This is a genomic window from Nostoc sp., from assembly GCF_036917675.1.
In the GTDB taxonomy this organism is placed as follows: domain Bacteria; phylum Cyanobacteriota; class Cyanobacteriia; order Cyanobacteriales; family Nostocaceae; genus Nostoc.
In genome coordinates, this window is the sequence record NZ_JBALCT010000012.1 from 1 (window position 1) to 24,884 (window position 24,884).

Sequence of the window (24,884 nt, forward strand, 5' to 3'; positions counted from 1 at the left end):
CCTAAGCAAATAGCTGATATCAAGAAATCTGCTCTGATATTTCTATTCTCATCAGATAACTTCTTTGACTTCCTTGATTTCAAAATCCTATCAACTTTTTTAATTAATAATAGTAACTCTGATAACAATAGTGATAATTAATATTGAATGAATAGAGATATATCTAATGATAAATAGACAGTTCTGTCTAGATTAGGAAATATCATTTCCCCTATATATAAAAGGACATTCAGCAATGTAAATAGACAGACCATTCTAACTATAAATGAATAGCTAAATGATTGAGTTTCTATCTTGACTCTGGATATTTTACAAAGCAGAAATCGGCGATATTTGCTCAAATCCAAACAACAGAATAACGCAATCATTGGTTTTCAGCTTCTTTAGCTGATGACTAATTGTAACCATGAATACTGTTTGTAAATTAATTGGTCAGCGCAAGTAAATTGGCCAGATGTATGATATTCTTAGTTTATAAGGAATCTAATACAAGGACGAAAACTCCTTAGGTTCCTTTGAAGTGAGTATCAGACCAGTCTTATCATTTATTGGTGACGGCATAACGTTAATCGAAATGGAGCAAAACCGCCCAAAAATCGGTTTTTCGTTTGGCGACGCCGTTGTTATAAAGTAGGCTGGACTGATTTTTCTATGTATCTTACTTCTAGGGAAAATAGTGTTTGTCTTGCTGTGATGAAGCAGAAATTTCTCATTCACCTGCTGTAGCTATGGAAGTTTTTTGAATTTTTGGTGACAGGATTGTGACGAATTTTTAGCACCGTTGTTGTATTTCGCATCCCACTAATATTCACTACTATATCTGTAAGAAGCTGTTTAACTTTTGGCAGATAACTGCAATATTTATAGTGCTGGATAGACGGCTGATTTTCACACTCTGAATACTTCATGCTGTCACAATCTGGGCAGTGAATTATTTCAAAAACTACAACTCTATTTGGATTCAACACTCTACTTGATTACACCATAATCTGGGAGCCGAATCAACAAGTCTGCGCCATTACTGAGGTTTTTATGCGGAAAATCGCTATTTATGGAAGAGGGGGAGTTGGCAAATCTACAACGACTCAAAACGTAGTGGCTGGACTGACCGATATGAGCCGTAAGGTGATGGTTGTGGGGTGTGACTCCAAAGCAGACTCCACCCGGCTCCTTTTGGGGGGATTTCACCAGAAGATTGTACTCGATACGTTGCGTAAAGAAGAAGATGATGTGAATTTAGAAGACTTCCGTCAGGAGGGATGGGGGAAGACGCTGTGTGTGGAATCGGGTGGGCCGGAACCTGGTGTGGGATGTGCTGGTCGAGGCATTCTGACATCAATTGGGTTGCTGGAACAACTTGGTGCTTATGATGATGCAGTTAGACTTGATTATACATTTTATGATGGTCTGGGTGACGTGGTATGCGGTGGATTTGTCATGCCCATTCGTGAACGTAAAGCTCAAGAAGTTTACATTATCACTTCTGGGGAAATTATGGCAATGTATACCGTCAACAACATCTGCCGAAGCATTCAAAAGTATGCGACCATAGGCGGTATACGTCTGGGAGGATTGATCTGCAACTCTCGCAAAGTCGATCAGGAAGATGATTTGATCAAAGCTCTGGCAGAGAAACTGGGGACTCAAATGATCTACTCCATACCCAGAGACAACATGGTGCAGCGAGCAGAGTTCCACCGCAAGACGGTGATTGAGTATGCTCCTGAGTGTGAACAAGCGCAGCACTATCGCAACCTGGCAATGGCAATTGACCAGAATACAGATTTTGTGGCTCCGAAATCTATGTCTAACGATCAGCTTGAGGAACTGCTGGTAAAGTTTGGGTTGTTCGACTAGGACGATGCAGTAGGGATCATCCCTAATACAAGATGTCTGGAGCAATTGGCAACCTCTGACTCGAAAAAGCAGAAAAAACTGCGTAAGTTTCTTACCACCATCTGAGAAATCCAGGAAAATTTGTCTACCTCATTGAAGGAGTAGAACTTATTATGTTGACTGAAGAGGTATTAGTCCAAAAATTTATCACCATAGCTCAGGGGCGCTGTCCCAAACTTAGTGAGTTGCTCCACTACTGCCACGTCGAACTTGTAAACTCCTACTGGGGCTGCCCCCCAAAACTCATACAACATTTTGTTGTTTATTATCCTAATATGCTGTTTGCCTCAGTTAATGCCTACAAAAACATTTTCAGAGGCATTGCCCAAGATTTGGGGATATCGGACGCTGTTTGCATAAACGCCACACGCATTATCCGCGATCGCGCCTCAAGGTTGAAGGAAAAAAACCCCATCCTCTGGTTAGAACTCCAGTGGGTGGCGGTGCCCACTAGAAAAGGCAATTGGTATTTAGATCAAGACTTGCCGCACTCGGACTAAAAGTTGGGTTATTTTAGCAAGATATTACACGAAAGCTGAGAGTTTGTAAATACTTGATGCCTTGCGATTTGAGCGTTTTCTTTTGGTGACGTAGGCATCGCCTTGGTTGGCAAATAATCAAAAAGCGATCGCCTTGTTGGGCAGCGCCTACGCTAAAAAGTATCTAAAGCTGCAAGGATTTTGGCAAGATGTATGTTATCCTTGCAGCAAATAAGCAAAATTGTCAAAACATGAATATGTCCTCCAACAAAAACGCCAAACACTAGAAAACCTTGCTATTGCCCCAACAGATTTAAGTTTGTCCACTGCGGCTTTTTCTAACGGAGAGATACAGTCTCATGAAACTGGATGTGAATCTTTGCAACAACCTGAAGTCAATTAGAACTCGCTTGGGCATGAGTCAGCAAGAATTAGCTAATATAGCTGGCGTAACTCGTCAGAGTATTGGTGGTGTGGAATCTGGACAATATGCTCCTTCTGTTGCTATGTCACTGCGTTTAGCCAAGGCGCTTGGTTGCCAAGTCGAGGACTTATTCTGGTTTGAGCAAGATTTACCAGAAGTTGAGGCAGTTCTTGTCGGATCAGCCCCTAAGCAACAGCAATTACGAGTTAGTCTAGCGCGGGTTGGGGATCAATGGATAGCTTATCCTCTCGTTGGGAACGATGCTTTTCGTATCGAAATGATTCCAGCTGATGGTGAAGCAGTTGCGGTGGTGAGGCAGTCCGATCTTGGGGGTTTCTCCCAGGAGGAACTGCCGAAAGGGTTCCCCGGCATAAGCAAACTGCTGAACCCGGAGGGTGAGACGCTTGCAGTAAGACACCCCGTTGTCGGGAGTGGGGTTAGCGAAGCGGTAGCGAGTCTTCTCCCAAGGGGAGACGCCAAGGGCGAACAAGCGTCCGTAGGAGCGTCACCCGTAAGAGTGAAAGAGTTCCCCAGCATCAGCAAATTGCCATTAGCGTCAGAGGTAGCGATGCAGGAGCGTCAACCGGAGGGTGAAGCACAGAGCCAGAACGGTACAAAAAAAGTCCTGGTTCGGCTTCTGGATGATATAGGCAAATTGCACAATACAGTTGTGATTGCTGGTTGTACACCTGTGCTTTCCCTCTTGGCAAGAGCAACCGAACGTTGGCATCCGCAACTGCGAATTGATTATCATTTCGCCCACAGCACGGCTGCATTGCGTAGTCTGTGCCGAGGTGAAGTTCACATTGCAGGGATGCACTTATATGATCCCCAAACTGGGGAACATAACATCCCGTTTGTGCGGGAAGCCTTAACAGGTAAGAGTGCCGTTTTGATTACCCTTGGAGTTTGGGAAGAAGGTTTATTAGTCCCACCAGGAAACCCAATGGGAGTTAAAACAGTTTCCGACTTAGTAGAATTTGGAGCAACTATTGTCACCCATGAAGTCGGTTCTGGCAGTCGGATGCTTTTAGAACGAAAACTCCAAGAAGAGGGAGTGCCATTCCAGACTGTGAAAGGATTTGACCATATCGTTCACAACCATCAAGATGTTGCTTTATCTATAGTCTCAGGCATTGCTGATGCAGGTATAAGTACGGCATCTATAGCTAATGCCTTTGGGTTGGGATTTATTCCCCTTCATCGGGCGCGATACGACTTGGTGATTATTAAAGAATATTTGGAAGAAGAACCAGTAAAGCAGTTTCTCAGTATCTTGGGACATCAGCTAGTGCGATCCCAATTAGAGATTCTCGGTGGCTATGATATTAGTAATATTGGGGAAGTTGTAGCAAATATTTAGTAATTCGTAATTATTAACCCACGACTAAAAAATATGTCTTTTACTTTCCACAACTCTAGTTAGTTGCTCTATCTTGCAATTACGAATTACTCAAGTCAATCAAAATTACCCAACAAATTAGCCAATGATGAATCATCACTTCTTGATGAACAAACATCCGATTCAAATTAACGATACAACCTTAAGAGATGGCGAACAAGCGGCAGGTGTAGCCTTTAACGTTGAAGAAAAAATTGCGATCGCCACTTTTCTTGATGCTATTGGTGTTCCAGAATTGGAAATTGGCGTTCCGGCAATGGGGCAAGAAGAAGCAGAGTCGATCCGAGCCATTGCTAATCTGGGATTAAACGCCCAATTACTGGGCTGGAACCGTGCTAATTTGTCCGATATCCAGGCATCGATAGATTGTGGTTTGCAACGGGTGCATATTTCCGTTCCCATCTCGGAAATTCAGATTGCCGCCAAGTTTGGGGGTAATCAGCAGAAAATGCTAGATCGTTTGCGGGATGCAATAAATTTTGCTTGCGATCGCGGTTTATCTGTATCTGTTGGTGGAGAAGATTCTTCTAGAGCCGATGAATCTTTTTTGCTAGATGTGGCGTTTTATGCCCAAGAGTTGGGAGCTTTCCGGTTTCGCTTTTGTGACACTGTAGGAATTCTCGATCCTCTGACTACTTACAGCAAAGTTCGCTCTCTTGTCCATCATCTATTCATTCCCATAGAAATGCACACGCACAATGACTTTGGACTGGCAATGGCGAACTCGCTAGCTGGTCTGGAAGCAGGGGCGCTATCGGTTAACACCACGGTAAACGGGATCGGTGAACGGGCAGGTAATGCGGCGCTGGAAGAAATCGTGATGGCACTGAAACACATCTACGGTGTCCCAACGGGCATTGATACAAAACGGCTGTTGGAACTCTCACGCTTAGTTGCTAAAGCTGCCAACTGGCCAGTTCCTCCCTGGAAAGCAATCGTGGGTGAAAATACCTTCGCACACGAATCTGGTATTCATGCTCACGGTGTGTTGCAAAATCCGGGTACTTACGAACCGTTTGCGCCAGAAGATGTTGGTTGGGAACGTCGCCTTGTTGTAGGCAAACATTCCGGTCGGCATCTGATATTCAGTGTGCTGCAAGAACATGGAATCACGCTCACTCAGCCAGAAATTCAATCAGTGCTGGATGCTGTAAAGCATAAGTCAGTAAAAGTTAAGCGCAGTCTCACGGTTGAAGAACTCCTGAGTTTGGTTCCTCAAGGGTAAACGCACAACACCTACAACCTTTGAATGTTATGGGTGTTGTGCTTTTACTTATTAAAGAGTAAATACATACCTCAGATTGTTTGCTTTGGGTCAATTTGACCAGAGAAGACTTAAATCAAAAGTGAAGTTGGTTAAGAAGACATAACAATTCCATCTCAGGTTATTGATCGCAATTATTTTATCAACTGCTAGAATATTACCAATTATGTTGGTATGACTATGCCGAGAAAAGAGCAAGGATGGATCACTTTTCAATTGTCTCCAGAAGAACAGCAACTTCTGGAGCAGTACTGTAAAAATTTTCAACGCACTAAAACTGATGTGTTGCGCTCCTTGTTGCGTAGTCTCCAGCCAAAATTACTCAAACAGCAGGGGAAGCAGTTTGATTCTGGGGAGATTGATCTTGACCTACTTTGAGCAGTAATGAAGCGAGTTGTCTTACACCTAAAAAAATTTGCAATGGGGTTGGTAATCCCTTTGAAATCGTAAAAAAGCGTTCAAGTTCAAAAGTTGACTATGACAAATCCTAGAAAACTATTGCGATGCCTGGGTAGGACAGAGCGATCGCGCCACGGTCAAATTCCTTTCAATTACGAAATTGGTTTGAACGATTTTCTAACTGTTCCGGTGATGAAAGTTCTACGGCTTGAGCAGAGGTAAATCAGATTGTTGATACTCCAATGCCACTTGATGTCCAGGGTAGTCAGGATTGGTTAATTCTACTAAAGCATTTTTTTCTACCATGCTTAATTTTGATTCCATTCGTACCACAGCAATGCAAAAAGTCCCATATAATTGGGCTTTGATCAAAAACTTGCTTTCACCAGAGGCAAGCTTAGAACTAACTGCGAGTTTTCCCCACGAAGACTTTCGCCTGTCGGAGGGAGAGGGATACGGATACTCCTGGGGAAAGATGCTTGCCACTAGTGAGGATATTTCCTTCATGCTCAAATCTAGCGATAATCGCTGGCGAGAGCGGATGGCACAAGGCAGACTTACTTATGACTTAAGACACCTCAGTAAAGTCTGGCGACAGTTGATAGAAGGACTGTGGACAGATTCTTACCGCGCAGCAATAGCCGAAATGTCTGGGTTGGAACTAAAGGACTGTGTAATGGATATTGGATTTCGCCGATATCACTTAGGACATTTGCATCACCCTCATACAGACGAGCCGAACAAAGTTTTAACTCATCTGCTATTTTTCAATCAACAGTGGTCTGGAGAGTGGGGAGGCTGTTTGCGAATTCTCAAAGACTCCCAGCCGGAATCTGCCTTCCAAGATATCCTACCCCTGAGCGATTCCTCAGTTGCGATCGTGCGTTCTGATAATTCTTGGCATATGGTAACTCCGCTTACTTCTCCTGTATCGGAGTCTCGGCTAGGCTTACGAGTTGCTTTTTTTCGGAATAGTCGCCTAACTCCAGATTTCGGAAAAACCCAGCTAGCTGCGTAGTAGTCAAGTATTTTCTCTCTACTTTTGTCAGAAAATCAGCCTCCTGATTTTCTGGTTCCTCCTTGTTTCTCGTCGTTGGTAATCCCTTTGAAATCGTAAAAAAGCGTTCAAGTTCAAAAGTTAACTATGACCAATCCTACAGAACTATTGCGATCGCGCTACGGTGAAGTTCCCTTCAATTACGAAATTGACTGGAACGACTCTCTAGAAACATTGGTATCTCACCGTTCAATTCGGTCTTATCTATCTGACCCCTTACCACCAGGAACCCTAGAGTGGATAGTTGCTGCGGCTCAATCTGCTGCTAGTTCAGCTAATATGCAAACTTGGAGTGTCGTAGCGGTTGAAGATCAAGAGCGCAAAGCAGAATTATGCAAGCTGGCTAATAACCAAGCATGGATTAACCAGGCTCCTGTATTTTTGGTTTGGTTAGCAGATTTAGGTCGTCTTGCTCATATTGCTGACAGTCGCGGACTACCTCATGTAGCTCTGGATTATGTAGAACTGTTAGTTAAAGCAATAGTCGATGCTTCGGTAGCAGCCCAAAATGCTGTTGTAGCCGCTGAATCTATTGGGTTAGGAACGGTATATATGGGCGCAATCCGCAAAAGCACGCAAGAGGTAGCCACATTACTAAATTTGCCACCTTTTGTGTTCCCTGTGTTTGGGTTGTGTGTGGGTTATCCAAATCCTGAGAGCCAACCTGCTATTAAGCCACGGTTGCCCCAGTCAGTTGTATTCCACCGAGAAACCTATAAATTAGCAGAGCAAGATGAAGCGATCGCTCATTACAACGATATCATGAAAGAGTTCTACACTCAACAAAAGATGAATGTCGCTGTTGATTGGTCGGAACACTCCGCCGAGCGGATTGCCACGTTAGACTATTTAAAAGGGTGCAAGTACTTGCGTGAAACTCTTAACAACTTCGGTTTTAAGTTGCTATAAAAGGAGTGAACAGCCAGAAAACACAGAGTACAGGACAAGCATTCACCGTACCCCTAGTAGAGAGCAAGCTACGCGCAGTAGGGACTAAAGAGAACTTCTGATGTCTGCACCATACCTTCTGACGCTTAAAGACTTGTTACCGCTCCACTAAAGACTCAAAGGGTGCATCCCAGTCTCAAAAGATAATTTCAGTGCGTAAGTCCTAAAATAGACCAGCTAACTTGCCAGATATAGCAATTCTACTGCCTGAAACCTTTGTAAGAATTTGGGGAATCTGAAGGCATTTAAGCAGTCAACAGGCGAACGATTTAATGGGTATTCCAGCAAGCTTTATCTTTCAAAAAAGGGCTGAACTGTAAGAATCGCTCTTGTAATGAGAATTGCTGACCAAAAATATAGAATTAACCCGCGAAACAAAAAGGAGCTCCAAACAATGAATAATTTGTCTACTAAAGACCTCAACAGACTACGCTCTCAAAGCAAAATAATTATGAATCGAGTGGAGATTTTCATAGAAACTTACCTATTAGAAGCTCCCCCTGATGAAAAACTGATTAACGATACCTTACAAGAGATCATCAAGGCTACGAATAGCTTAACAACCGCAGCATCAAAGATGAAAACCGCAGAACCCGTACATCAAGACGCTAACGGTTCAAAATAGTTTAATAGGGCTGAGTGGAACCCCGTAGCTAAATAATGGGGATTGAATACAGTTCCGTTAGCGGTAGCGGGGCGTTTAGCCCGTGCTGAGTAATCGACGCTAGATACTCAGCACTATTTAAGTTATGGAGATAGATGAATCTAGACCGTTAGGAAACACCATGCTAAAAGGGCTAAGTTTAAATTTAAATAACTGGTTAGAAAGAAATACAATTGTACGTAACCTGGAGTTTTTTCAAGACTTTATTATTATTTCTCTCTGCCTTGGTTTATTCTGTGTGATGCTCATCCGACTGGGAGATATGTTCTTCTCCTTTTTACATCCCTTGGATTTACGGCAAGTAACATCTGATATCTTGTTCATTTTGATTTTGGTAGAGTTATTCCGCCTGTTAATTGATCATATACAACAACAACGGACATCCGTGGCAGCAGCAGTAGAGATTACTATGGTTTCTGCTTTAAGAGAAGTAATTTTACGCGGTGTTCTTGAAATTCCCCGTGACCAAATTTTTGGAATCGCAGTATTTTTAGTAGTATTAGCGGGAATTCTTGTGGCTTCACCTTGGGTATCTCACTTTTTTGAACAGGTGAGAATTCCTCACACTGAAACAAAAGAAAAACACAATTAGTGGCTGATAATCCTCTAGTTTCTGATTACAATTAATCAGAAATACTCTTAGCAAATAGATTGGCGATCGCAAGTAAATTTGCCAGTTACCATGCCCCTTCCCCCTGCCTCTCTGTTGAAAGTAATCGGGGCAATTTTTTGTACATTGAATATAAAATCTGGTAACAAATAGCTAAGGTTATTCTTCTTGGGTGACAATCCACAACAAGTCTAACCACAACTGGGGATAAGTTTGCTTTAGATTGGAGCGGGGATCACGCATCAAGTTATTGGCATTCAAGCAAACAACCTCAACTAGCCCCAGATATTCTGCTACTTCTCTAATGAGATTTTTTTGTTCTACTACAGCACTAATTAGTCTATCAGGGCAGTAAATACCAATGTATTTTGCATGGCGGATAGACGTTTTTATATTCACTCTTGTTAAGTGAGGATGAGGATTGATCACCTTCACATAACATTGGCTTAACAGTTTCCATACCTGTGGGTGAGTGTGTTCAATAATTACATTAAATTGCTGGGCTAAGTCTTCTTCGGTAATCATTACTTTCTCCATTGCTTTGTTGACCTGGCACTTACCAGTAATCTCATGTCATCTGTTACATACTTTGGTAAATACCTAATTGTACAAAAAATTAAAACAGCAATTCTTTGCTGATGCTATGTGCATATTCACCCTAGTGAAATCGTTAATTTTTAGTCAGGGTAAAATTTATTCCAAAGAGTGAAATTGGTTGGTATGTTTTCTACGGCTTCTATTACTCGCCTATCAAGCATCAAAGCTGAAACTAATCTCTAAAACTGTATTAAATACTACTTTTTAGCAATTTTGTTGGTAATTTTTTCTGCTAGACAAATGCTCTGTTTATTGGAATTTGGAGCTTTTGAGCCATAATAGCAGCTAAAAAGCAACCACCCGCAAAAATAATTTGCGCTTCGCAAGCAAATTTGCAATTTCTGTGATAGTGTTTTTATATGGGGAATCAAAACAGCGAAAGCACAGTCATGTCATCAAAGAGAAATGATCGTTGCTTAGTACTTTGGGACATCGGATGGTTCACTCACAATTTGAAATTATCGGCGGTTACGATATCAGCAAAATCGGTGAAGTTGTAGCGAGTTTTTAGAGTGGATTGCAATGGTTAGTTGTGTGGTTAAAGGAAAACTTGGCGTAAATTTAAATTCCTGCTGCAACCACTCTTTAGGTATGAGGAACCTTCAAGGGATTACAACAATTGATAATACTGAATTCGTAATTCATAATTTGTAATGACGTTCTCTACTAGACGCAATTGCTAGCTTGCTTCTTTGCAGGAGTAGGCGGATTCGCTACAGCTACGCTAACGTAATTCGTAATTAAGAAATTCGGATTTAATCTGAGTTTCCAGCTTGGAATCTGTAGCTTTCTTTTTTCCAATTGGTATTACCACTGCCAGAGAAATCATTTGAGTGAGCGGATGCTAATGCTTGCAATATTCCTTGAGTGATGTCTTATTGCTCTAGCTATTAGTCAGAAAAAACAATGACTAAGCTTCCGAGATATCAGATGCATAGAATCAGGTGGGCCAGAACCTGGTGTCGGTTGTGCCGGTCGCGGTATCATCACTGCTATCAACTTTTTGGAAGAAAATGGTGCCTATCAAGACGTAGATTTCGTATCCTACGACGTATTGGGCGACGTTGTGTGCGGTGGTTTCGCCATGCCAATTCGTGAAGGTAAAGCCCAAGAAATCTACATCGTTACCTCCGGTGAAATGATGGCGATGTTTGCTGCCAACAACATTGCTCGTGGCGTTCTCAAGTACGCTCACACTGGTGGTGTACGCTTGGGTGGACTGATTTGTAACAGCCGTCAAACTGACCGGGAAGACGAACTGATTAGCACCCTGGCAGCCAGATTGAATACCCACATGATTCACTTCGTCCCGCGTGACAATATCGTGCAACACGCCGAATTACGTCGGATGACAGTGAACGAGTATGCACCTGACAGTAACCAAGCTAATGAATACCGGACATTAGCGGACAAGATTATCAACAATAAAAATCTTACAGTTCCCACACCCATTGAGATGGATGAGCTAGAAGATTTATTGATTGAGTTCGGAATCCTCGAAAGTGAAGAAAATGCTGCAAAAATGATTAGCCAAGCAGATGCTGCTAAGAAGCAAGAAGACGCTCAAGGCGAAGCACTAGAAGCAGTGAAAAAAGGAAACGTAGAAATAGTTTCCGGTAGCGAGAAGAAGTAAGATTCTTGTTCAGACTCAGGTGCTAAATACAAAGTAAATATTAGGTGGGCTATTTTCGCCCACCTTCTCACCAATCATTTAAAATGGAGGTAGTCGAATAGCTGATCTTAACTCTGTGCATTTTATCTTCACCGTGTTAACACTAATTCACTAACGTGTACATGGCAACATTAATACTTTAATAGTTTAGTTCGTGTTTTTGTTTTATCCTTCTCTAACCTAGTTGATGTTTATGTTTTAGGGGATGGCAAATTCTCTTTCTCATTCCCTTTTATTACATACTTTAGATACACCCTTAATAAATTAAAATCCGATAAAAGTCTTTGGGAATTCAGTTAATATCTAACAACTTCTACCTATTGTCACCAAACAAATGAATCCCACTCCAGAAAAAACCAACGATTCACTCAGTGACTCCAATTCAGAAAATGCTCGTCAGCAGCAGATACAAAAGAAAAAAAAGTCCTCCACACAATTACCCCAACCTGGAACTACTCAAGGGAGTTGCGCTTTTGATAGTGCAATGATTACGCTAGTACCAATTACTGATGCTGCTCATGTAGTTCACGGGCCAAGCGGCTGTGCTGCCAGTATTTGGGGAAGTTACAGCAGTCTCTCCTCTGGTTCGATGCTGTACAAAATACGCTTTAGCAGCGACATAGATGAGAACGATATCATCTTCGGTGGAGCCAAAAAGCTGTACAAAGGCATTTTAGAATTAGAAAGACGCTACAAACCTGCGGCAGTATTTGTTTACTCCACTTGCATCACCGCTCTGATTGGGGATGACATCGAGGGAGTTTGCAAAGATGCCACCGAGAAAACAGGAATACCCACTATCCCTGTACATTGCCCTGGATTTATTGGGAATCAAAATTTAGGCAACCGTGTCGCTGGTGAAGCGATGCTTGAACATGTTATTGGAACAGCTGAACCAGATACTAGTACACCCTATGACATCAATCTAATTGGTGAATACAATATTGCAGGTGCAATATGGAATGTTCTACCGTTATTGGAGAAATTAGGTATCAGAGTTTTGGCAAAAATTACAGGCGATGCTGTCTACAAAGAAGTATGCTATGCCCATCGTGCCAAGCTTAACGTCATACTCTCTTCCAAAGCATTAATTAATATGGCAAAAAGCATGGAGAAAAAATATGGTATTCCCTATATTGAAGAGTCTATTTATGGCATAGAGCAAATCAATCAGTGTCTAAGAAATATTGCCGCAAAGTTGGGTAATCCTGATTTGCAGGAACGTACAGAAAAGCTAATTGCAGAAGAAACTGCTGCAATAGATGAAAAACTCGCTCTTTATATCACCCGATTGCAAGGTAAGCGGGTTATCCTTTCTACTGGAAGTTTCAAGAGTTGGTTGATTATCTTTGCTGCTAAGAAATTGGGGATGGAAGTTATTGCTATTAGTAGTAATAATAATCAGGAGGATAGAATTAGAGTCAAAAGTTTGCTGGGTCAAGATGGCATAATTCTAGAACAAAATAGTCTTGAAGAAATTTTACAGATAATTAACGAAAATCAAGCTCATATGTTAATTGCTGATAAACGCCATCAAGATGCCTCTCTCACAGCTAGGATTCCATTCCTGGATATTAATCAAGAACGCAATCATCCCTATGCAGGCTATATCGGAATCTTAGAGGTGGCACAAGAACTGTATGCCGCTTTTTACAACCCTGTGTGGGAGCAAGTATGCCAGCCAGCCCCCTGGTCAGCAGGAAATTCTTCTGAGGAGGATATCTAATGGCGATTATTAGCGTTACGAGTACATCAGTTGCAGTTAATCCCCTGAAGCAAAGCCAAACTGTAGGTGCAGTTTTGGCCTTTTTGGGGTTAAAGGGAATGATGCCTTTATTACACGGTTCTCAAGGCTGTACTGCTTTGACTAAGGCAGTATTAGTACAACATTTCCGTCAGACGATTCCCCTTTCCAGTACTGCGATGACAGAAGTTGCAACTATTTTGGGTGGCGAGGAAAGAGTTGAACAAGCAATCCTAACTTTGGTGCAGAGATCCAAACCAGAAATTATCGGTCTTTGTAGCACTGGACTTGTGGAAACCAGAGGTGATGATATGGGGCGTTTTGTTAAGGAGATTCGCCACCGTCACCCAGAACTCGATTATTTACCAATTGTGCTTGTCTCTACACCGGATTTTAAAGGAACATTACAGGATGGCTTTGCTGGCGCAGTTGAGAGTATGGTTAGGGAAATCCCTCAAAAAAGCTCCAAGCAAGATGCTTGTGCCACACAAATCACTATTTTGGCGAGTTCTGCCTTCACACCAGGGGATGTACAGGAAATCAAAGAGATTGTTACTTCCTTTGGACTCGTACCTATTGTTGTACCTGACCTTTCTGGCGTACTAGATAGTCATATAGAAGATTCCTCTAGTGCCATTACAGCTAATGGCACAAATGCAGCACAGTTGCGCTCAATTGGCAGTTCTGTATTCACTTTGGCACTAGGTGACAGTATGCGGCCTGGGGCGCAAATTTTAGAAAAGAGATTCAATATACCTTACGAGGTATTTGGTGAACTGACGGGACTATTAGCAGTAGATAAATTCCTGCAAGCTTTAGCAGATATCAGTGGTGTCAGCGTGCCGGAGAAATACCGCCGTCAACGCCTTCAGCTACAACATCTGATGTTGGAAAATCACTTTTACTTTGGTTGCAAGCGAGTTTCTTTGGCCCTGGAACCAGATTTACTTTGGTCAACAGTTTCTTTTCTGCGATCGCTAGGAGTTCAGATTCACACAGCAGTGACAACAACACGCTTTCCTCTGCTAGAAAAACTTCCGATTAAGAGTATTACTATCGGCGATTTGGAAGACTTTGAGCAACTGGCGGTTGGGTCTGATTTGCTAATTACCAACTCTCATGGAGTGGCGATCGCTCAACGCTTAAAAATTCCTCTCTACCGTCAAGGGATTCCCATTTTTGACCGCTTAGATCATGGTCAATTTACCAAAATTGGCTACCGAGGTACTATGCAGCTTTTATTTGATCTTGGCAACCTGTTTTTAGAGCAGGAAACAAAGCTTAAGCATTAAACAGAGCTAATTATTAACTATTCATCACCATATTACCAATATTATTGGTAATGTGTAGCACAAGATACAATCTTGACGATCAACTTTAGCTTTGATAGTTACTATCAAGCCGTATACTCCATCTGTGAATATACCAACCAATTTTAGTAACTAGCCACTAGCTTCTGCATTGACTCAAATTAAGTCTTCTTCATGAATCCAGCACAGCTAAAAAAAACAACTGCCAAAGCGAGTTGTGTGACAAGAAAACTTCGCCGCCGTTTTGACGTTACACAATCTGTCATTACACCATCTTTGCTCACCTGGTTCGAGGTTATTGGCTACACAGTTTTGTTAGAGCCAGACATTGCTTTAGGTAAGCACGAGATAGGGCGGAGTACTTATAGTGATGTGGTTTTGTATCAGCGCCTTCATAGTGCTTTGCAGAAAATTAACCCCACAAAACCGGATGAAGCGATCGCCGCAGCTATCTATCAGGTTACTTGCACAGAGAGTTCCGACTTACTGGAAAATAACCACCGCTTTCACAAGTTCTTGACTGATGGTGTGGAAGTTGAATACCTGTATAACGAAGAAATAGTTTATGACAAAGTGTGGCTCATTGATACTTCTAATCTACTGAACAATGATTGGCTAGCTATTCATCCCTTGACTGTAGTTGAGGGGAGTCATGCTCACTGTCCTGATGTAGTTGTCTTTATCAACGGTTTACCCTTGGCAGTTATTGTCTCGATTCAGCCAAGTCATGAACAGGTGACTTTCAAAGAAGGTTATCAGCGAATTCAGACCTACATTGAACAAATACCGAAGCTGTTTTCCTACAATACATTCCTAGTTATTACTTATGGAAATCGGGCACGAGTCGGTACATTAACCTCAGACTGGCAGGAGTTTTTACCCTGGCGCACGATTGATGGGGAAGATTTTCCTGCCAAGGGCGCAGCTGAACTAGAGGTGCTAATTCAAGGCATTTTTGATAAACGGCGTTTCCTAGAGCAAGTATTACACTTGATAGTGTTTGAAGAGAACGGAACCAGCATTAGTAAAAAATTGCTTCGCCGACCTTTTTGTACTATACAGTACCCCAAAAAATCTTCGTGCCAAGGCTGGTAAGTGCTGATTTATCAGTGATTAGCAGAAAAGCTAACTCACAATTAAAACTTCCCAATTTCTAATTACTTATTATGAATAAATCCCCCCTTCCCGCAGATGATTTACCTCCAACTGGAGCAACTATACTTAACGAGTTATTCTACAGGCAACAGAAGAAGCTACTTGCAGGCGATTTTATCAAGCCTGCGGCTCAATTATGCGAGTTTTGCTATCAAATTGTCACTGGTATTTCAAGATAAATACTAGTCCTTTGATGTTAGTTATTATCTGCTATGATATAGAAAGTTATCTGAATATCGTCAATGCTATTCCCCAGTTCATCAAAAAGTTGAAGCAGTTTTCCAACAAAGCCAAAATTGACCTTTTTCCACCAGATCAGAAAGGAGAACCTTGGGAAATAGAGATTGAAGAAACGTCAGATGATGAAGCCTAGTCAAGCAGGTGAATAAACGAAAATTTGGTATTAATCAAGCAATACCTTTTGCTTTGGATCTGCCAATTTTTTCTTGAGTGCTAAACTCATAGCCGCAGCTAGTAATAGTCCGTAAACATAGTTGGGTTCGGGTACTGATTTGGTGGGGCTAGTAAAGCCATACTTGTGCAAAATTTGCTGTCCTTTCTCTGACAAAATATAATCTGCTAGTTTTTCTGCATTCGGATCAGCATTTTTAAGAACTGTTAAACCAAATGGCGCCGCAACAGACAAATAATCTGGTAGCCCAACTACTTGCAGACTCGGATCAATTTTTTGCGATGCGATCGCGCCAGTATAGTAAGTCAAGAAAACATCTGCTTGCTGAGTGTTGTCTAAAAAATACACTAAGCTGTCCTGTCCTGATGGGACTATTGGGGTATTCGTTCCACCTGTTAATCGCAAGGCTTTACTATTGAGGGTATCAAAACTACCAGGGTTTTTGGAATTAGCTTGACTTAATAAGATGAATGATTTTTTGTAAGATTTATTGAAGCATTAAGGTATGACATTTTGAAGTGAGGAATGTGGGTTTATATAGACAAATGTTGGCTTTGTGACAATACGATTCGGTTAAGAAAGTTATCAGTTGAGGCAAGCAAGAGGAGCAGTTATTCAGCAGGTGGTAAAAAGAATTATTGCTCAATAAGTCTTTTTCCTCCCCTGCCTCAATAGCTTATCCAAATCGTATTAGGCTTTGTTAATTATTGAAGACATGGTAGGCGTAAACAAGCTTTTCGGCAGCCACACTCAATAGATTTACAAATGTTTCCAGAAGTTATTGGTGATAGTCTTGAAACCGACAACCTTAGCCTCTATATCAGAAATTTTTTGGTTTCAAAGGAGAAGCAGGAGCGGATAATATAAGAATATTTGTCACATTACTAACGTAGCGACCTCCAGCTTTGTCATTTGGAACTACTAAACGAGCAAATCCTTCATCTATTAAAGGCACGACTTTACCATCAGCACCTTTTTTTGCATATGCAACTAGCACTGTTTTCCCTTCAAAATTAGGTTGAATTTCACCAATAGCTACAACTGCACCATAGCAATCCGTGGCATCAACTAAAACATATTGCCGCAGAAAAGAGTTTTTAGAATTTAAACCAGAATTCCCAGGTTTGAGACCACCTCCGGCTTTCAGATTATTAATCAATTCCCATAGGGGGACTCCATAGTATGTTTCTGTTCGTGGACCTGAGCCGGTTTGAAAGCTCACAGTGATTTCAGTAACTAATGCTGGATTTTGTTTTTTTAAAGTATCTCGCAAATTTGTGAGGTTTTGCAAGTTATAGGTGGTTGGATTATTGATTTCTCCACCCAAGCGAAAACTTGGCGAAAAACCTCGAAGACACTTATTTTTATCCGAGAGAGATGCTATTTTTTCTGCTTTTTGCAACGGAAGACTACTTCTTGAGTCAGCTAAAGTAGGCTGCCATAAAACCAGAATCGATAGTATTAAAGATGCAATGGGTATCGTGCGGGTAAAACGCATAAAACATTTCTCCGTTTAGAATTGAATATTGAAAAAATTAGATAGTTTTGCTCATCAAAAATTAGTCTCGTTATCGCCAGAACTGAGCAAATTGACAATAAATTTTGTTACAGAAAAATCAAAACGGTTCTATCGTTAAACTTTCAACTCCTTACCAAAGGATACAAAATAGCTAGTTTTCAATATGAGTTATTAAAAACTAATGAATCCTTACGCCAAAGTTATCCGCAAACCTCTTGTTAGATTTGCGTTTTTCCAAATGGATAAGTGTATCTGTGTAATCTAATGAAGATAATACCAACTTATTGAGTAAATTACTATATTATTTGGTAATTAAACGCTAATAAAATTAATTTTTATTTCTTTTTAAAATAGTGAAACTTAATATTGTATACAAACTTGCTGTCATTATTTGCTTTATAAATAGCTTACTATCAAGCTAGTAAAGTGTTTATAAGTGAGATTTACCTGTAAATTAGAAAACTGTCCGATTTATGGAGAAGGGTTGTAGTTGTGCCGACACTATAGTTGGAGCAAAACTATCCAGCTACTAGACTCATAGTGTATGCAACCAATAGACTAGTGGAACGGTTCACAGGTGTAGTGAATAGAGCGATATAACCGTCTATCGCTCTATTTCATCAACTACTTAAGAGCTTCGTAAAACGCCTACTCTACTTACGTTCTAAGTCTTGCGTAAACACTATTCTTTCTGGTTCATCTCCTACGTTTTAACAACTGTAATCTTAAGTATTCAAACTAAGTTAAAAATGCACTACTGTGCCATCGTCATTTTGACTGCAATATCGCACGGTTTACCAAAGTACGGTGAACTTGTCACTAAAATATCTACACCAGTGTTAGCATAATCCTTTATATTTTCAGAGGTAATACCACCAGCCGCTGCTAGTTTTAAGTTTGGATACTGCTGCTTCAACTTCAAAACTAGAGGCTCAAGGTCTGGTAGGGGAATTTTATCAAACTGAATTAAATCTACACCTGCTTGAGCAACCATCCAAGCATCTTTTGGTGTATCTACTTCAACGCAAATATGTTGTTCTGGAAACTGTCGTCGCAGTTCATTCATGCGTTCAATTAGCCCTACTATACCTCCCAGAAATATCAGGTGTTGGTTAAAGATCAGAACAGTTTCAGATAATCCTAAGCGATGAAAAAAACCCCCGCCAGCTAGAACTGCTTTGATGGAAAGCGCTCTAGTACCTGGAAAACATTTACGAGTAGTTACAATAGAAACAGACTGATTTACTGTTTTAGCAGTATCTACTAATACTCTTGTACGCGAAGCAATGCCGGAGGCGTATTCCATCAAATTTAAAGCAACTCTCCAGCCACTGTGCAAAGCTTGAGCAGTGCCACTAGCTTGAAGAATTAATTGCTTCTCCTGGCAGACTGTACCACTTTCGACTTGATAATGAACTTCGGCACCACAATATTTTAATACTCTGGCTGCTTCTTCAGTAGCGCAAATGGTCATCGGATGACGGGTAGAAAACTCTATTTCACCAAGTTGCTTGCCAATGCCAAGTCCGTAGGTTGTCAAATCTAGGTAGGGAACATCTTCCTGAATTAACCTAGCGATCGCCTCATCTGAGAAGAAAACACTCATTTTACTTTTATGATCGGCTGACAAATAAATAGCTCAATCAAGATTCCCAATAAACTTAATCTCATTCAGTTGTAGGAATTGTAATAATTACTACCATTGTCTCAAATAGTTGGTAACAAAATAACTTTGTTAAGAAAGAATATATACCTCAGTCGCCAAAATTAGTTAAATGCTGAAATTGGAAACTATTGACTTATAATATCAAGCTTAAATTTAGCAATCATACAGATAGTGTAAATTACAAATATAATCCAAAGAAGATTGAGAATGCTAAATTTAGATGCCATTTATCATACAACAATGCAATCAGTTCCATACAATTATGCTGTGATAGAGAATTTGTTGCCCAAAGCAGCTAGCTTGGAACTTGTCGCCAGCTTTCCCCAGGAACAGTTTCGCTTATCAATAGGGGAAGGATATGGGTATCTTTGGAGTGATATGCTTGCTAGTAATGAGGATATTGCTTTGATATACAAGTTTTGCGATGCCTGCGGCGGGCGTAGCCATCGCGCTAGCACTGAGTTATCAGATCGTTGGCGCGATCGCATTGCACAAGGAAGATTATCTTCTAATCTTGGTAATCTCAGCAGTATTTGGCAACAACTGATAGAAGAATTGTGGACACCTGCTTACCGCCAAGCCTTAACACAGATGTCTGGGGTGGAATTGAAAGACTGTGCAATGATAATTGGGTTTCGTCGATATAATCTAGGTCACTGTCATCGCCCTCATACTGATGAACCATCGAAAGCTTTGACTCACTTGGTATTTTTCAATGAACAATGGTCTATGGATTGGGGTGGTTGTTTGCGAATTCTCCTTGACGAAAAACCAGAATCTGTCTTCCAAGATATTGCACCACTGAACCAGTTTTCGGCTGTGATTGTGCGCTCAGATAATTCCTGGCACATGGTAACTCCAGTAGCATCGACTGCACTACAGTGCCGATTGGCTCTCAGGATTGCTTTTTTTCACAATCTCGATGCAGGTGCTTAGTCGATAGTAAAAATCCAATTTCTACACAAAAGGCGATCGCCTCTATTCTCTGGAAACAAGTAGTTAACTAAGAATATAAAAAGCAGTTAGCAGAGTACAGATTATTCTGATTATATGAGTGCAACTATAGCAGTCATACCTACTTTGTAAGCACATCCCCGACTTCTTCGGAAGTTGGGGGTATGCTTACAACTGATTTAGAAATGCTATATTTTTAAACCTACTTTTCGCTTATACAGTAGTAAAGTTATACCACCCGTGACTAACATGGCAGATATTGAATCTGATTCAGGAATTGGTGTAATTTGACCCGAACCACTTATTGTGTTGCTAAACCGACCAAAATCATTCACTCGACGACCTGTAGTAACTAAAAAGTATTTCTGTCCTGTAACAAGTTCTCGGTCGAAAGTAAAAGTACTACCATTCGTAGTAGTATTTGCTATAAGAACATTGGTTAATTGTTCGGTAGGATTGAAACTTTCCTGATATAAAGCTAAGAAAATATCCCATTTTCTATTTGCAGGTGGTGTAGGTTCAGAATCACCACTTATAGTATATAAACCGGATTGATCGATCGTAAAATCAAATACGCTGTAAGGTACGCTCATTCCCAAATTTCCATCTTTTTCACCACTGATAAGAGTGGGAGGATTACCTGGCGCTACACGCCGCCAAATCGGTTCGTTTGTTGTATCACCTTGATAATTAAAGACAGCAGCTTTGGAGGGTTGAGCAGTAGAAACAGTAGCTAATGCTAACCCCAGAATAACCATTAATGGTTTTTGAAAAAACTTTGTTTCTAACATAAAAGTGATGACTCCTCAAATACAAATGGCTTGGTGTAGTGGGAAAACTGTTTAGTAAGGTTTGGACTGCAACAATTAGAGAAGTTCAGTTCAACTGTTGCAGAATCTGATGCACTTTACTGCAATACTTGACGATATCTACGCAACTTCGATGCTGTGAGGCAAGATAAGCCAATTAACAACAAACCAGAAATTGATGGTTCTGGGACTTGAGTAATTACCAACGAAAGATTATCTGCGTAAGCGTCGTTTACTCGTCCTCTTGCATAATTGGCGTTCAACAGTACATTAATTTGACGTGTACCCACAGGTACAGAGCCATCAGTTGACTGTAAAAATAAGCCTGTGATGTTGTTTCTTTGGGCGGGAGTTGGCGAAGTAATACTTGCTATGCCTAGAGACTGGTTAGCTTGATCGAGGAAACTAATGTTTAGTGATGCGCTATCTTCATCGGTGCTATATCCCCCCAACCAGCCGCTCAAGTTAAACCCAGCTTGATGTGCATCAATAGTTGAGGCCAGATCAGATATATCGATTAATTGCGAAGCACTGGAAGAGGCTCGATCGGCACCGCCAAAAAATAGATTTTGACCGCGATCGCTTGGACCAGGAACATCAGTACCAGGAACAGTAACGTTCACTACATTACCTAATGGGTTGGTAAAGCTAAAACCTGTTGCCCCGTACTTTAATACACTGAAACTACCTGTTGGAGTCCAGCCAGGGATAGTAGGTATATCAGCCCCAACAGCATTACCAATTGGATCTCCTTGCCCAAGTTCTGCATCACCATTTACTATTAGATTAGTGCCAAAGGTGGCAGCATAGATGGGGTTAGAAAGCAAGAGACTAAATGTAAATCCTGCTATCAAGGTTGTACCAATCTTGACCATTGCTTGAGAAAACAGAGGAAACATATTTAGCTTATTCATAGTTTGTTTTTTCGTTAGGCTAACTAACAGCTTGCTTCAAAATAAAACAAGATTCATTGATTTTGTAACTGTGGTATTCATCGCTGACTTGAACTTTTTGCTGTTTGGCAGCCAACTTTCTCTGCAAGGCAAAAGCTACACTCACAGCAAGTAAAATTCCACCAATCCCTTGAGGTTTGGGAACCTTCTTCATAATTTTTTAATCGCCCATGAGTAAGGAAAAAATTACTTTCTCGTTTTTGGCAAGCTAAAACACATATTTATTGCATAGTCACTCATGAGCTTTGTTGAGTGTTAACACTCAACAGCCAACAGAATCATATATGCTTGTCAATTAATGTGGAGCAGCTTAACTAATGCTTAAACAGTCCTTGATCTGAGCGTTTAAACTTTATGAATTATTCAACAGTATTTATGACATATTTTTTTATACGTATTTGTATTTTCGATTGAAGCTATCATACCAACTTGGTTGGAAAAAATCAATTCAATTACGTAATTAAACGCTGACTTTATCAAAACTTTAAGTAAAAAGTTTTTTTATATTGATGAGATTACGCATATGGTAATACTTCAGGAGTAACTACGACTGTGATGCTTTTGTGATGCCTACGGCGAGCGTACCCCTACGGGGAAACAAGCTACGCGCAGCGTCTTTGACAGTAGAAGAGAAGCGATCGCCTTACCATTCTCGATGATCAACCTGAAGCATAGATGTGGGATAGTTTGTTTGGAGTAATGCCGCCAGTTCATGGTCAAATAGTTCTACTTTGTCTAGTGTTAGGCTAGCTCTCACACCAGGGCAAACGGATCTTATTTACTAATAAAAACTAATAAATATTTCAAAATTATCTAGATAATCGTAAAACTTGATAAATTGATAAAAAAATATACTATACCCAAAATTAGAAAGTAGTTTATCTCAAAAAAAATCACTTATTATTAGCCATAAAAAACTTGCTAATTAGGCAAATAAAAATAAGTTAATACCTGAGAATAAGTGAACATTTCTCGTGCCACCACTAGCAGCGATCGCACCCAATATCTGAGAATTTCCCTTAATCCAATCATGCATATAATCGGAAAAGGAAAGAGCAAAAAATCAATCCGAAATCTCTACAAAATTTGCACTTAGGCGCGGCTGCAAAGCCTAAAGGTAAGGTCAAATGTACCATCACAATCCTTCCACAAACTAAGGAATGATTTTGAAAGCCACTTTAGAGTAGTGGCTGTCTGCTGACTACAGTTCTTGTGTATCTACTTCTGCGTGATAGTAGTCTTGAACGTATTTACTAGTCACTTCTAGCAGTCTGTCGTGACCTTCAGGACTTACCTGTGGGAACGCTGACCGTACGCTGCTGATATAAGAGGTAAAATCACTTTCACTGGGATTAAAGAATTCTTGCCCGATGACGAGTGCGGCATAAGTTTCAGACATCTTAGTGCTGAATCCGTGCTCGGTGAGTCCATCGCCGATGTAGCGAAATAGCCAGTTAGCGTCAGGGTCGTGCTCAATCAATTTAGAAGAGTTTACGATGAAGTCTTGGTATTCAGTCATTGGGGTTACTCCTTTGGTTGTGTTGGCTTTGCAAGTCAGGAAAATTGTGGCGGGGAACTAGTGAAAAAATCCGATTAGCCTAAATAGCAGTTTGGGTGCGGTGATATCGGTTTTGCGATAATTCTGGACGCGATCGCTAGACTCAATCACGCCCGATGCCCAATGCCACCACGTCATCGATTACAGCGATCGCAACAGAGTAAAGCTGTTGACTCTGGTCAAATAATGAACTGGGAAAGCCAACGCGGTGTTTTGCTCCCATCAGTAGCAATTACACCAAAGTCAACTTTCATAAGTAAGTTTGTTGCAAAAGTTTTTAGGTAGTCTGAATGCGTTTGCCCTATGCTTTCTTTCACGATGAAAGAAAGCATATATGGAGGCATAACAGCTTATTAATCTTGTCCCTCGACAATTTCTTTTTGGATAAAACTAAGTTGTGCAGCTAATTCTTGCCGAGTAGAAGCTTTGAATAGATATCGGAAAACAAACCAGATTAAGTAACCAATTCCAGTCAACTCCAAAGCTAGACTTACCTGCGGAATTTCATTTATTACATCTAATACAGCTAGGATTATCTTAACTGCAATAGTCACTGTAATAATTGCAGAAAAATAAAGAATTGGCAGCTGGTATTCGGTGGAAAATTTACCTAAATATTTAGGCAAATGCTCCAAAAATGCAGAAAATTTCCCGCCAAGTTGCTGCCATTGAGGTAATGGTTGAGTATCAATTTTTGAAATTTCAAGTGGTGCAATAGGTTCGGTTGATGTAATATCAACAAATTTCAATTGTTGTACTTCGCTCTCCCGATTTAATGGTTTATCAGCAGGTAGTAGCAATGGCTGAGTATCAACTTTTGAACTCTCAAGTGGTGCGATAGGTTCGGCTAATGTAATATCAGCAGATTTCGATTGTTGTACTTCGCTCTCCCGATGTAATGGTTTATCAGCAGGTAGTAGCAATGGCTGAGTATCAACTTTTGAACTCTCAAGTGGTGCGATAGGTTCGGCTAATGTAATATCAGCAGATTTCGATTGTTGTACTTCGCTCTCCCGATGTAATGGTTTATCAGCAGGTAGTAGCAATGGCTGAGTATCAACTTTTGAACTCTCAAGTGGTGCGATAGGTTCGGCTAATGTAATATCAGCAGATTTCGATTGTTGTACTTCGCTCTCCCGATGTAATGGTTTATCAGCAGGTAGTAGCAATGGCTGAGTATCAACTTTTGAACTTCCAAGTGGTGCAATAGGTTCGGTTAATGTAATATCAGCAGATTTCGATTGTTGTACTTCGCTCTCTATAAGTTTCCTATTTTCTTCAGGGATAACAGTTTTCATTTGCTCACCACGGATATCATATTGAGCCAATTTCATCAAAGGCGAATAAATGGCATTATACATATCCCGCGCCATATTCACCGCACCTTCAAAG

Annotated in this window: 25 protein-coding genes and 2 pseudogenes; 18 read left to right on the forward strand and 9 right to left on the reverse strand. The window is 40.8% G+C overall.

All coding sequences use genetic code 11. The features are described 5' to 3' along the window. Positions 1 to 1,032 precede the first annotated feature (1,032 nt). From nifH (V7K31_RS03480) to V7K31_RS03530, 11 genes and pseudogenes are all read left to right on the forward strand, one after another. Complete coding sequence (nifH, locus tag V7K31_RS03480; RefSeq protein WP_335092638.1) at positions 1,033 to 1,857, forward strand: nitrogenase iron protein; 825 nt, start codon at positions 1,033 to 1,035, stop codon at positions 1,855 to 1,857. Between the two features lie 152 nt (positions 1,858 to 2,009). Then, the gene (locus V7K31_RS03485; protein ID WP_335092640.1) at positions 2,010 to 2,396 is read left to right on the forward strand and encodes a hypothetical protein; all 387 of its coding nucleotides are present in this window, start codon (positions 2,010 to 2,012) and stop codon (positions 2,394 to 2,396) included. Positions 2,397 to 2,616: 220 nt separating this feature from the next. Then, the gene (locus V7K31_RS03490; protein ID WP_335092672.1) at positions 2,617 to 2,778 is read left to right on the forward strand and encodes a hypothetical protein; all 162 of its coding nucleotides are present in this window, start codon (positions 2,617 to 2,619) and stop codon (positions 2,776 to 2,778) included. A gap of 13 nt (positions 2,779 to 2,791) precedes the next feature. Then, a complete protein-coding gene (locus V7K31_RS03495) occupies positions 2,792 to 4,162 on the forward strand; it encodes a substrate-binding domain-containing protein (protein WP_442941201.1) in 1,371 nt (456 codons plus the stop codon). Between the two features lie 145 nt (positions 4,163 to 4,307). Beyond that, positions 4,308 to 5,426, forward strand: a complete 1,119-nt coding sequence (nifV, locus tag V7K31_RS03500; protein WP_335092666.1) for a homocitrate synthase — start codon at positions 4,308 to 4,310, stop codon at positions 5,424 to 5,426. A gap of 219 nt (positions 5,427 to 5,645) precedes the next feature. Next, positions 5,646 to 5,774: pseudogene (locus V7K31_RS03505) on the forward strand (CopG family transcriptional regulator); the annotation flags it as partial. Positions 5,775 to 5,942: 168 nt separating this feature from the next. Beyond that, positions 5,943 to 6,086 carry a hypothetical protein gene (locus V7K31_RS03510; RefSeq protein WP_335092642.1) on the forward strand — a complete coding sequence of 48 codons (144 nt, stop codon included), beginning with the start codon at positions 5,943 to 5,945 and terminating at the stop codon, positions 6,084 to 6,086. An 82-nt stretch (positions 6,087 to 6,168) separates the two neighbouring features. Continuing rightward, positions 6,169 to 6,882, forward strand: a complete 714-nt coding sequence (locus V7K31_RS03515; RefSeq protein ID WP_335092643.1) for a 2OG-Fe(II) oxygenase — start codon at positions 6,169 to 6,171, stop codon at positions 6,880 to 6,882. A 126-nt stretch (positions 6,883 to 7,008) separates the two neighbouring features. After that, a complete protein-coding gene (locus V7K31_RS03520) occupies positions 7,009 to 7,830 on the forward strand; it encodes an NADPH-dependent oxidoreductase (RefSeq protein ID WP_335092644.1) in 822 nt (273 codons plus the stop codon). Positions 7,831 to 8,263: 433 nt separating this feature from the next. Further along, positions 8,264 to 8,494, forward strand: a complete 231-nt coding sequence (locus V7K31_RS03525) for a hypothetical protein (RefSeq protein ID WP_335092645.1) — start codon at positions 8,264 to 8,266, stop codon at positions 8,492 to 8,494. Between the two features lie 160 nt (positions 8,495 to 8,654). Further along, on the forward strand, positions 8,655 to 9,125 hold the full coding sequence (locus tag V7K31_RS03530) for a phosphate-starvation-inducible PsiE family protein (RefSeq protein ID WP_335092668.1): 471 nt from the start codon (positions 8,655 to 8,657) through the stop codon (positions 9,123 to 9,125). A gap of 177 nt (positions 9,126 to 9,302) precedes the next feature. Here V7K31_RS03530 and V7K31_RS03535 read toward each other — a convergent pair whose 3' ends face one another. Further along, entirely contained in the window at positions 9,303 to 9,668 is a 366-nt protein-coding gene (locus V7K31_RS03535) for a hypothetical protein (RefSeq protein ID WP_335092647.1), read from the reverse strand. 988 nt (positions 9,669 to 10,656) lie between these two features. On the opposite strand from V7K31_RS03535, the pseudogene nifH (V7K31_RS03540) reads away from it, so the two are divergent. The 6 genes and pseudogenes from nifH (V7K31_RS03540) to V7K31_RS03565 form a co-directional block, all read left to right on the forward strand. Continuing rightward, positions 10,657 to 11,373: pseudogene (gene nifH / locus V7K31_RS03540) on the forward strand (nitrogenase reductase); the annotation flags it as partial. Positions 11,374 to 11,746: 373 nt separating this feature from the next. After that, entirely contained in the window at positions 11,747 to 13,138 is a 1,392-nt protein-coding gene (gene nifE, locus V7K31_RS03545; RefSeq protein ID WP_335092648.1) for a nitrogenase iron-molybdenum cofactor biosynthesis protein NifE, read from the forward strand. Continuing rightward, positions 13,138 to 14,448, forward strand: a complete 1,311-nt coding sequence (gene nifN / locus V7K31_RS03550; RefSeq protein ID WP_335092649.1) for a nitrogenase iron-molybdenum cofactor biosynthesis protein NifN — start codon at positions 13,138 to 13,140, stop codon at positions 14,446 to 14,448. The genes nifE and nifN overlap by 1 nt, the downstream gene beginning before the upstream one ends. Before the next feature lie 237 nt (positions 14,449 to 14,685). After that, on the forward strand, positions 14,686 to 15,561 hold the full coding sequence (locus V7K31_RS03555) for a type I restriction endonuclease (protein WP_335092650.1): 876 nt from the start codon (positions 14,686 to 14,688) through the stop codon (positions 15,559 to 15,561). Between the two features lie 71 nt (positions 15,562 to 15,632). Beyond that, the gene (locus tag V7K31_RS03560; RefSeq protein ID WP_335092653.1) at positions 15,633 to 15,800 is read left to right on the forward strand and encodes a hypothetical protein; all 168 of its coding nucleotides are present in this window, start codon (positions 15,633 to 15,635) and stop codon (positions 15,798 to 15,800) included. 14 nt (positions 15,801 to 15,814) lie between these two features. Next, the gene (locus V7K31_RS03565; protein ID WP_335092655.1) at positions 15,815 to 15,994 is read left to right on the forward strand and encodes a hypothetical protein; all 180 of its coding nucleotides are present in this window, start codon (positions 15,815 to 15,817) and stop codon (positions 15,992 to 15,994) included. A gap of 30 nt (positions 15,995 to 16,024) precedes the next feature. On the opposite strand, the gene V7K31_RS03570 is transcribed toward V7K31_RS03565, so the two are convergent. The 3 genes from V7K31_RS03570 to modD form a co-directional block, all read right to left on the reverse strand. Beyond that, a complete protein-coding gene (locus V7K31_RS03570; RefSeq protein ID WP_335092669.1) occupies positions 16,025 to 16,501 on the reverse strand; it encodes a substrate-binding domain-containing protein in 477 nt (158 codons plus the stop codon). A 352-nt stretch (positions 16,502 to 16,853) separates the two neighbouring features. Continuing rightward, on the reverse strand, positions 16,854 to 17,435 hold the full coding sequence (locus tag V7K31_RS03575; RefSeq protein WP_335092656.1) for a hypothetical protein: 582 nt from the start codon (positions 17,433 to 17,435) through the stop codon (positions 16,854 to 16,856). A gap of 871 nt (positions 17,436 to 18,306) precedes the next feature. After that, positions 18,307 to 19,158: a ModD protein gene (gene modD, locus V7K31_RS03580; protein WP_335092657.1), complete on the reverse strand. Its 852-nt coding sequence runs from the start codon at positions 19,156 to 19,158 to the stop codon at positions 18,307 to 18,309. Between the two features lie 267 nt (positions 19,159 to 19,425). On the opposite strand from modD, the gene V7K31_RS03585 reads away from it, so the two are divergent. Beyond that, on the forward strand, positions 19,426 to 20,154 hold the full coding sequence (locus tag V7K31_RS03585) for a 2OG-Fe(II) oxygenase family protein (protein WP_335092659.1): 729 nt from the start codon (positions 19,426 to 19,428) through the stop codon (positions 20,152 to 20,154). Positions 20,155 to 20,360: 206 nt separating this feature from the next. Here V7K31_RS03585 and V7K31_RS03590 read toward each other — a convergent pair whose 3' ends face one another. From V7K31_RS03590 to V7K31_RS03610, 5 genes are all read right to left on the reverse strand, one after another. Continuing rightward, positions 20,361 to 20,963: a PEP-CTERM sorting domain-containing protein gene (locus V7K31_RS03590; RefSeq protein ID WP_335092660.1), complete on the reverse strand. Its 603-nt coding sequence runs from the start codon at positions 20,961 to 20,963 to the stop codon at positions 20,361 to 20,363. 116 nt (positions 20,964 to 21,079) lie between these two features. Then, positions 21,080 to 21,895 carry a PEP-CTERM sorting domain-containing protein gene (locus V7K31_RS03595; protein ID WP_335092662.1) on the reverse strand — a complete coding sequence of 272 codons (816 nt, stop codon included), beginning with the start codon at positions 21,893 to 21,895 and terminating at the stop codon, positions 21,080 to 21,082. Between the two features lie 19 nt (positions 21,896 to 21,914). Further along, positions 21,915 to 22,088 (reverse strand): hypothetical protein, encoded by a 174-nt coding sequence (locus V7K31_RS03600; RefSeq protein ID WP_335092663.1) that lies wholly within the window; start codon positions 22,086 to 22,088, stop codon positions 21,915 to 21,917. A gap of 1,047 nt (positions 22,089 to 23,135) precedes the next feature. Then, complete coding sequence (locus V7K31_RS03605; protein ID WP_335092664.1) at positions 23,136 to 23,453, reverse strand: hypothetical protein; 318 nt, start codon at positions 23,451 to 23,453, stop codon at positions 23,136 to 23,138. 392 nt (positions 23,454 to 23,845) lie between these two features. Beyond that, a partial coding sequence (locus tag V7K31_RS03610) for a CAAD domain-containing protein (RefSeq protein ID WP_335092665.1) occupies positions 23,846 to 24,884 on the reverse strand: 1,039 nt, incomplete at its 5' end.

Coding starts and splice junctions, on each gene's coding strand:
- V7K31_RS03565 (WP_335092655.1), top strand. CDS start 15,815: ATGTTAGTTATTATCTGCTATGATATAGAAAGTTATCTGAATATCGTC.
- V7K31_RS03605 (WP_335092664.1), bottom strand. CDS start 23,453: ATGACTGAATACCAAGACTTCATCGTAAACTCTTCTAAATTGATTGAG.
- V7K31_RS03535 (WP_335092647.1), bottom strand. CDS start 9,668: ATGATTACCGAAGAAGACTTAGCCCAGCAATTTAATGTAATTATTGAA.
- nifE (WP_335092648.1), top strand. CDS start 11,747: ATGAATCCCACTCCAGAAAAAACCAACGATTCACTCAGTGACTCCAAT.
- V7K31_RS03595 (WP_335092662.1), bottom strand. CDS start 21,895: ATGAATAAGCTAAATATGTTTCCTCTGTTTTCTCAAGCAATGGTCAAG.
- nifH (WP_335092638.1), top strand. CDS start 1,033: ATGCGGAAAATCGCTATTTATGGAAGAGGGGGAGTTGGCAAATCTACA.
- V7K31_RS03590 (WP_335092660.1), bottom strand. CDS start 20,963: ATGTTAGAAACAAAGTTTTTTCAAAAACCATTAATGGTTATTCTGGGG.
- V7K31_RS03600 (WP_335092663.1), bottom strand. CDS start 22,088: ATGAAGAAGGTTCCCAAACCTCAAGGGATTGGTGGAATTTTACTTGCT.
- V7K31_RS03510 (WP_335092642.1), top strand. CDS start 5,943: ATGACAAATCCTAGAAAACTATTGCGATGCCTGGGTAGGACAGAGCGA.
- V7K31_RS03585 (WP_335092659.1), top strand. CDS start 19,426: ATGCTAAATTTAGATGCCATTTATCATACAACAATGCAATCAGTTCCA.
- V7K31_RS03485 (WP_335092640.1), top strand. CDS start 2,010: ATGTTGACTGAAGAGGTATTAGTCCAAAAATTTATCACCATAGCTCAG.
- V7K31_RS03520 (WP_335092644.1), top strand. CDS start 7,009: ATGACCAATCCTACAGAACTATTGCGATCGCGCTACGGTGAAGTTCCC.
- V7K31_RS03515 (WP_335092643.1), top strand. CDS start 6,169: ATGCTTAATTTTGATTCCATTCGTACCACAGCAATGCAAAAAGTCCCA.
- V7K31_RS03495 (WP_442941201.1), top strand. CDS start 2,792: ATGAGTCAGCAAGAATTAGCTAATATAGCTGGCGTAACTCGTCAGAGT.
- nifN (WP_335092649.1), top strand. CDS start 13,138: ATGGCGATTATTAGCGTTACGAGTACATCAGTTGCAGTTAATCCCCTG.
- modD (WP_335092657.1), bottom strand. CDS start 19,158: ATGAGTGTTTTCTTCTCAGATGAGGCGATCGCTAGGTTAATTCAGGAA.
- V7K31_RS03525 (WP_335092645.1), top strand. CDS start 8,264: ATGAATAATTTGTCTACTAAAGACCTCAACAGACTACGCTCTCAAAGC.
- V7K31_RS03560 (WP_335092653.1), top strand. CDS start 15,633: ATGAATAAATCCCCCCTTCCCGCAGATGATTTACCTCCAACTGGAGCA.
- V7K31_RS03530 (WP_335092668.1), top strand. CDS start 8,655: ATGCTAAAAGGGCTAAGTTTAAATTTAAATAACTGGTTAGAAAGAAAT.
- nifV (WP_335092666.1), top strand. CDS start 4,308: ATGAACAAACATCCGATTCAAATTAACGATACAACCTTAAGAGATGGC.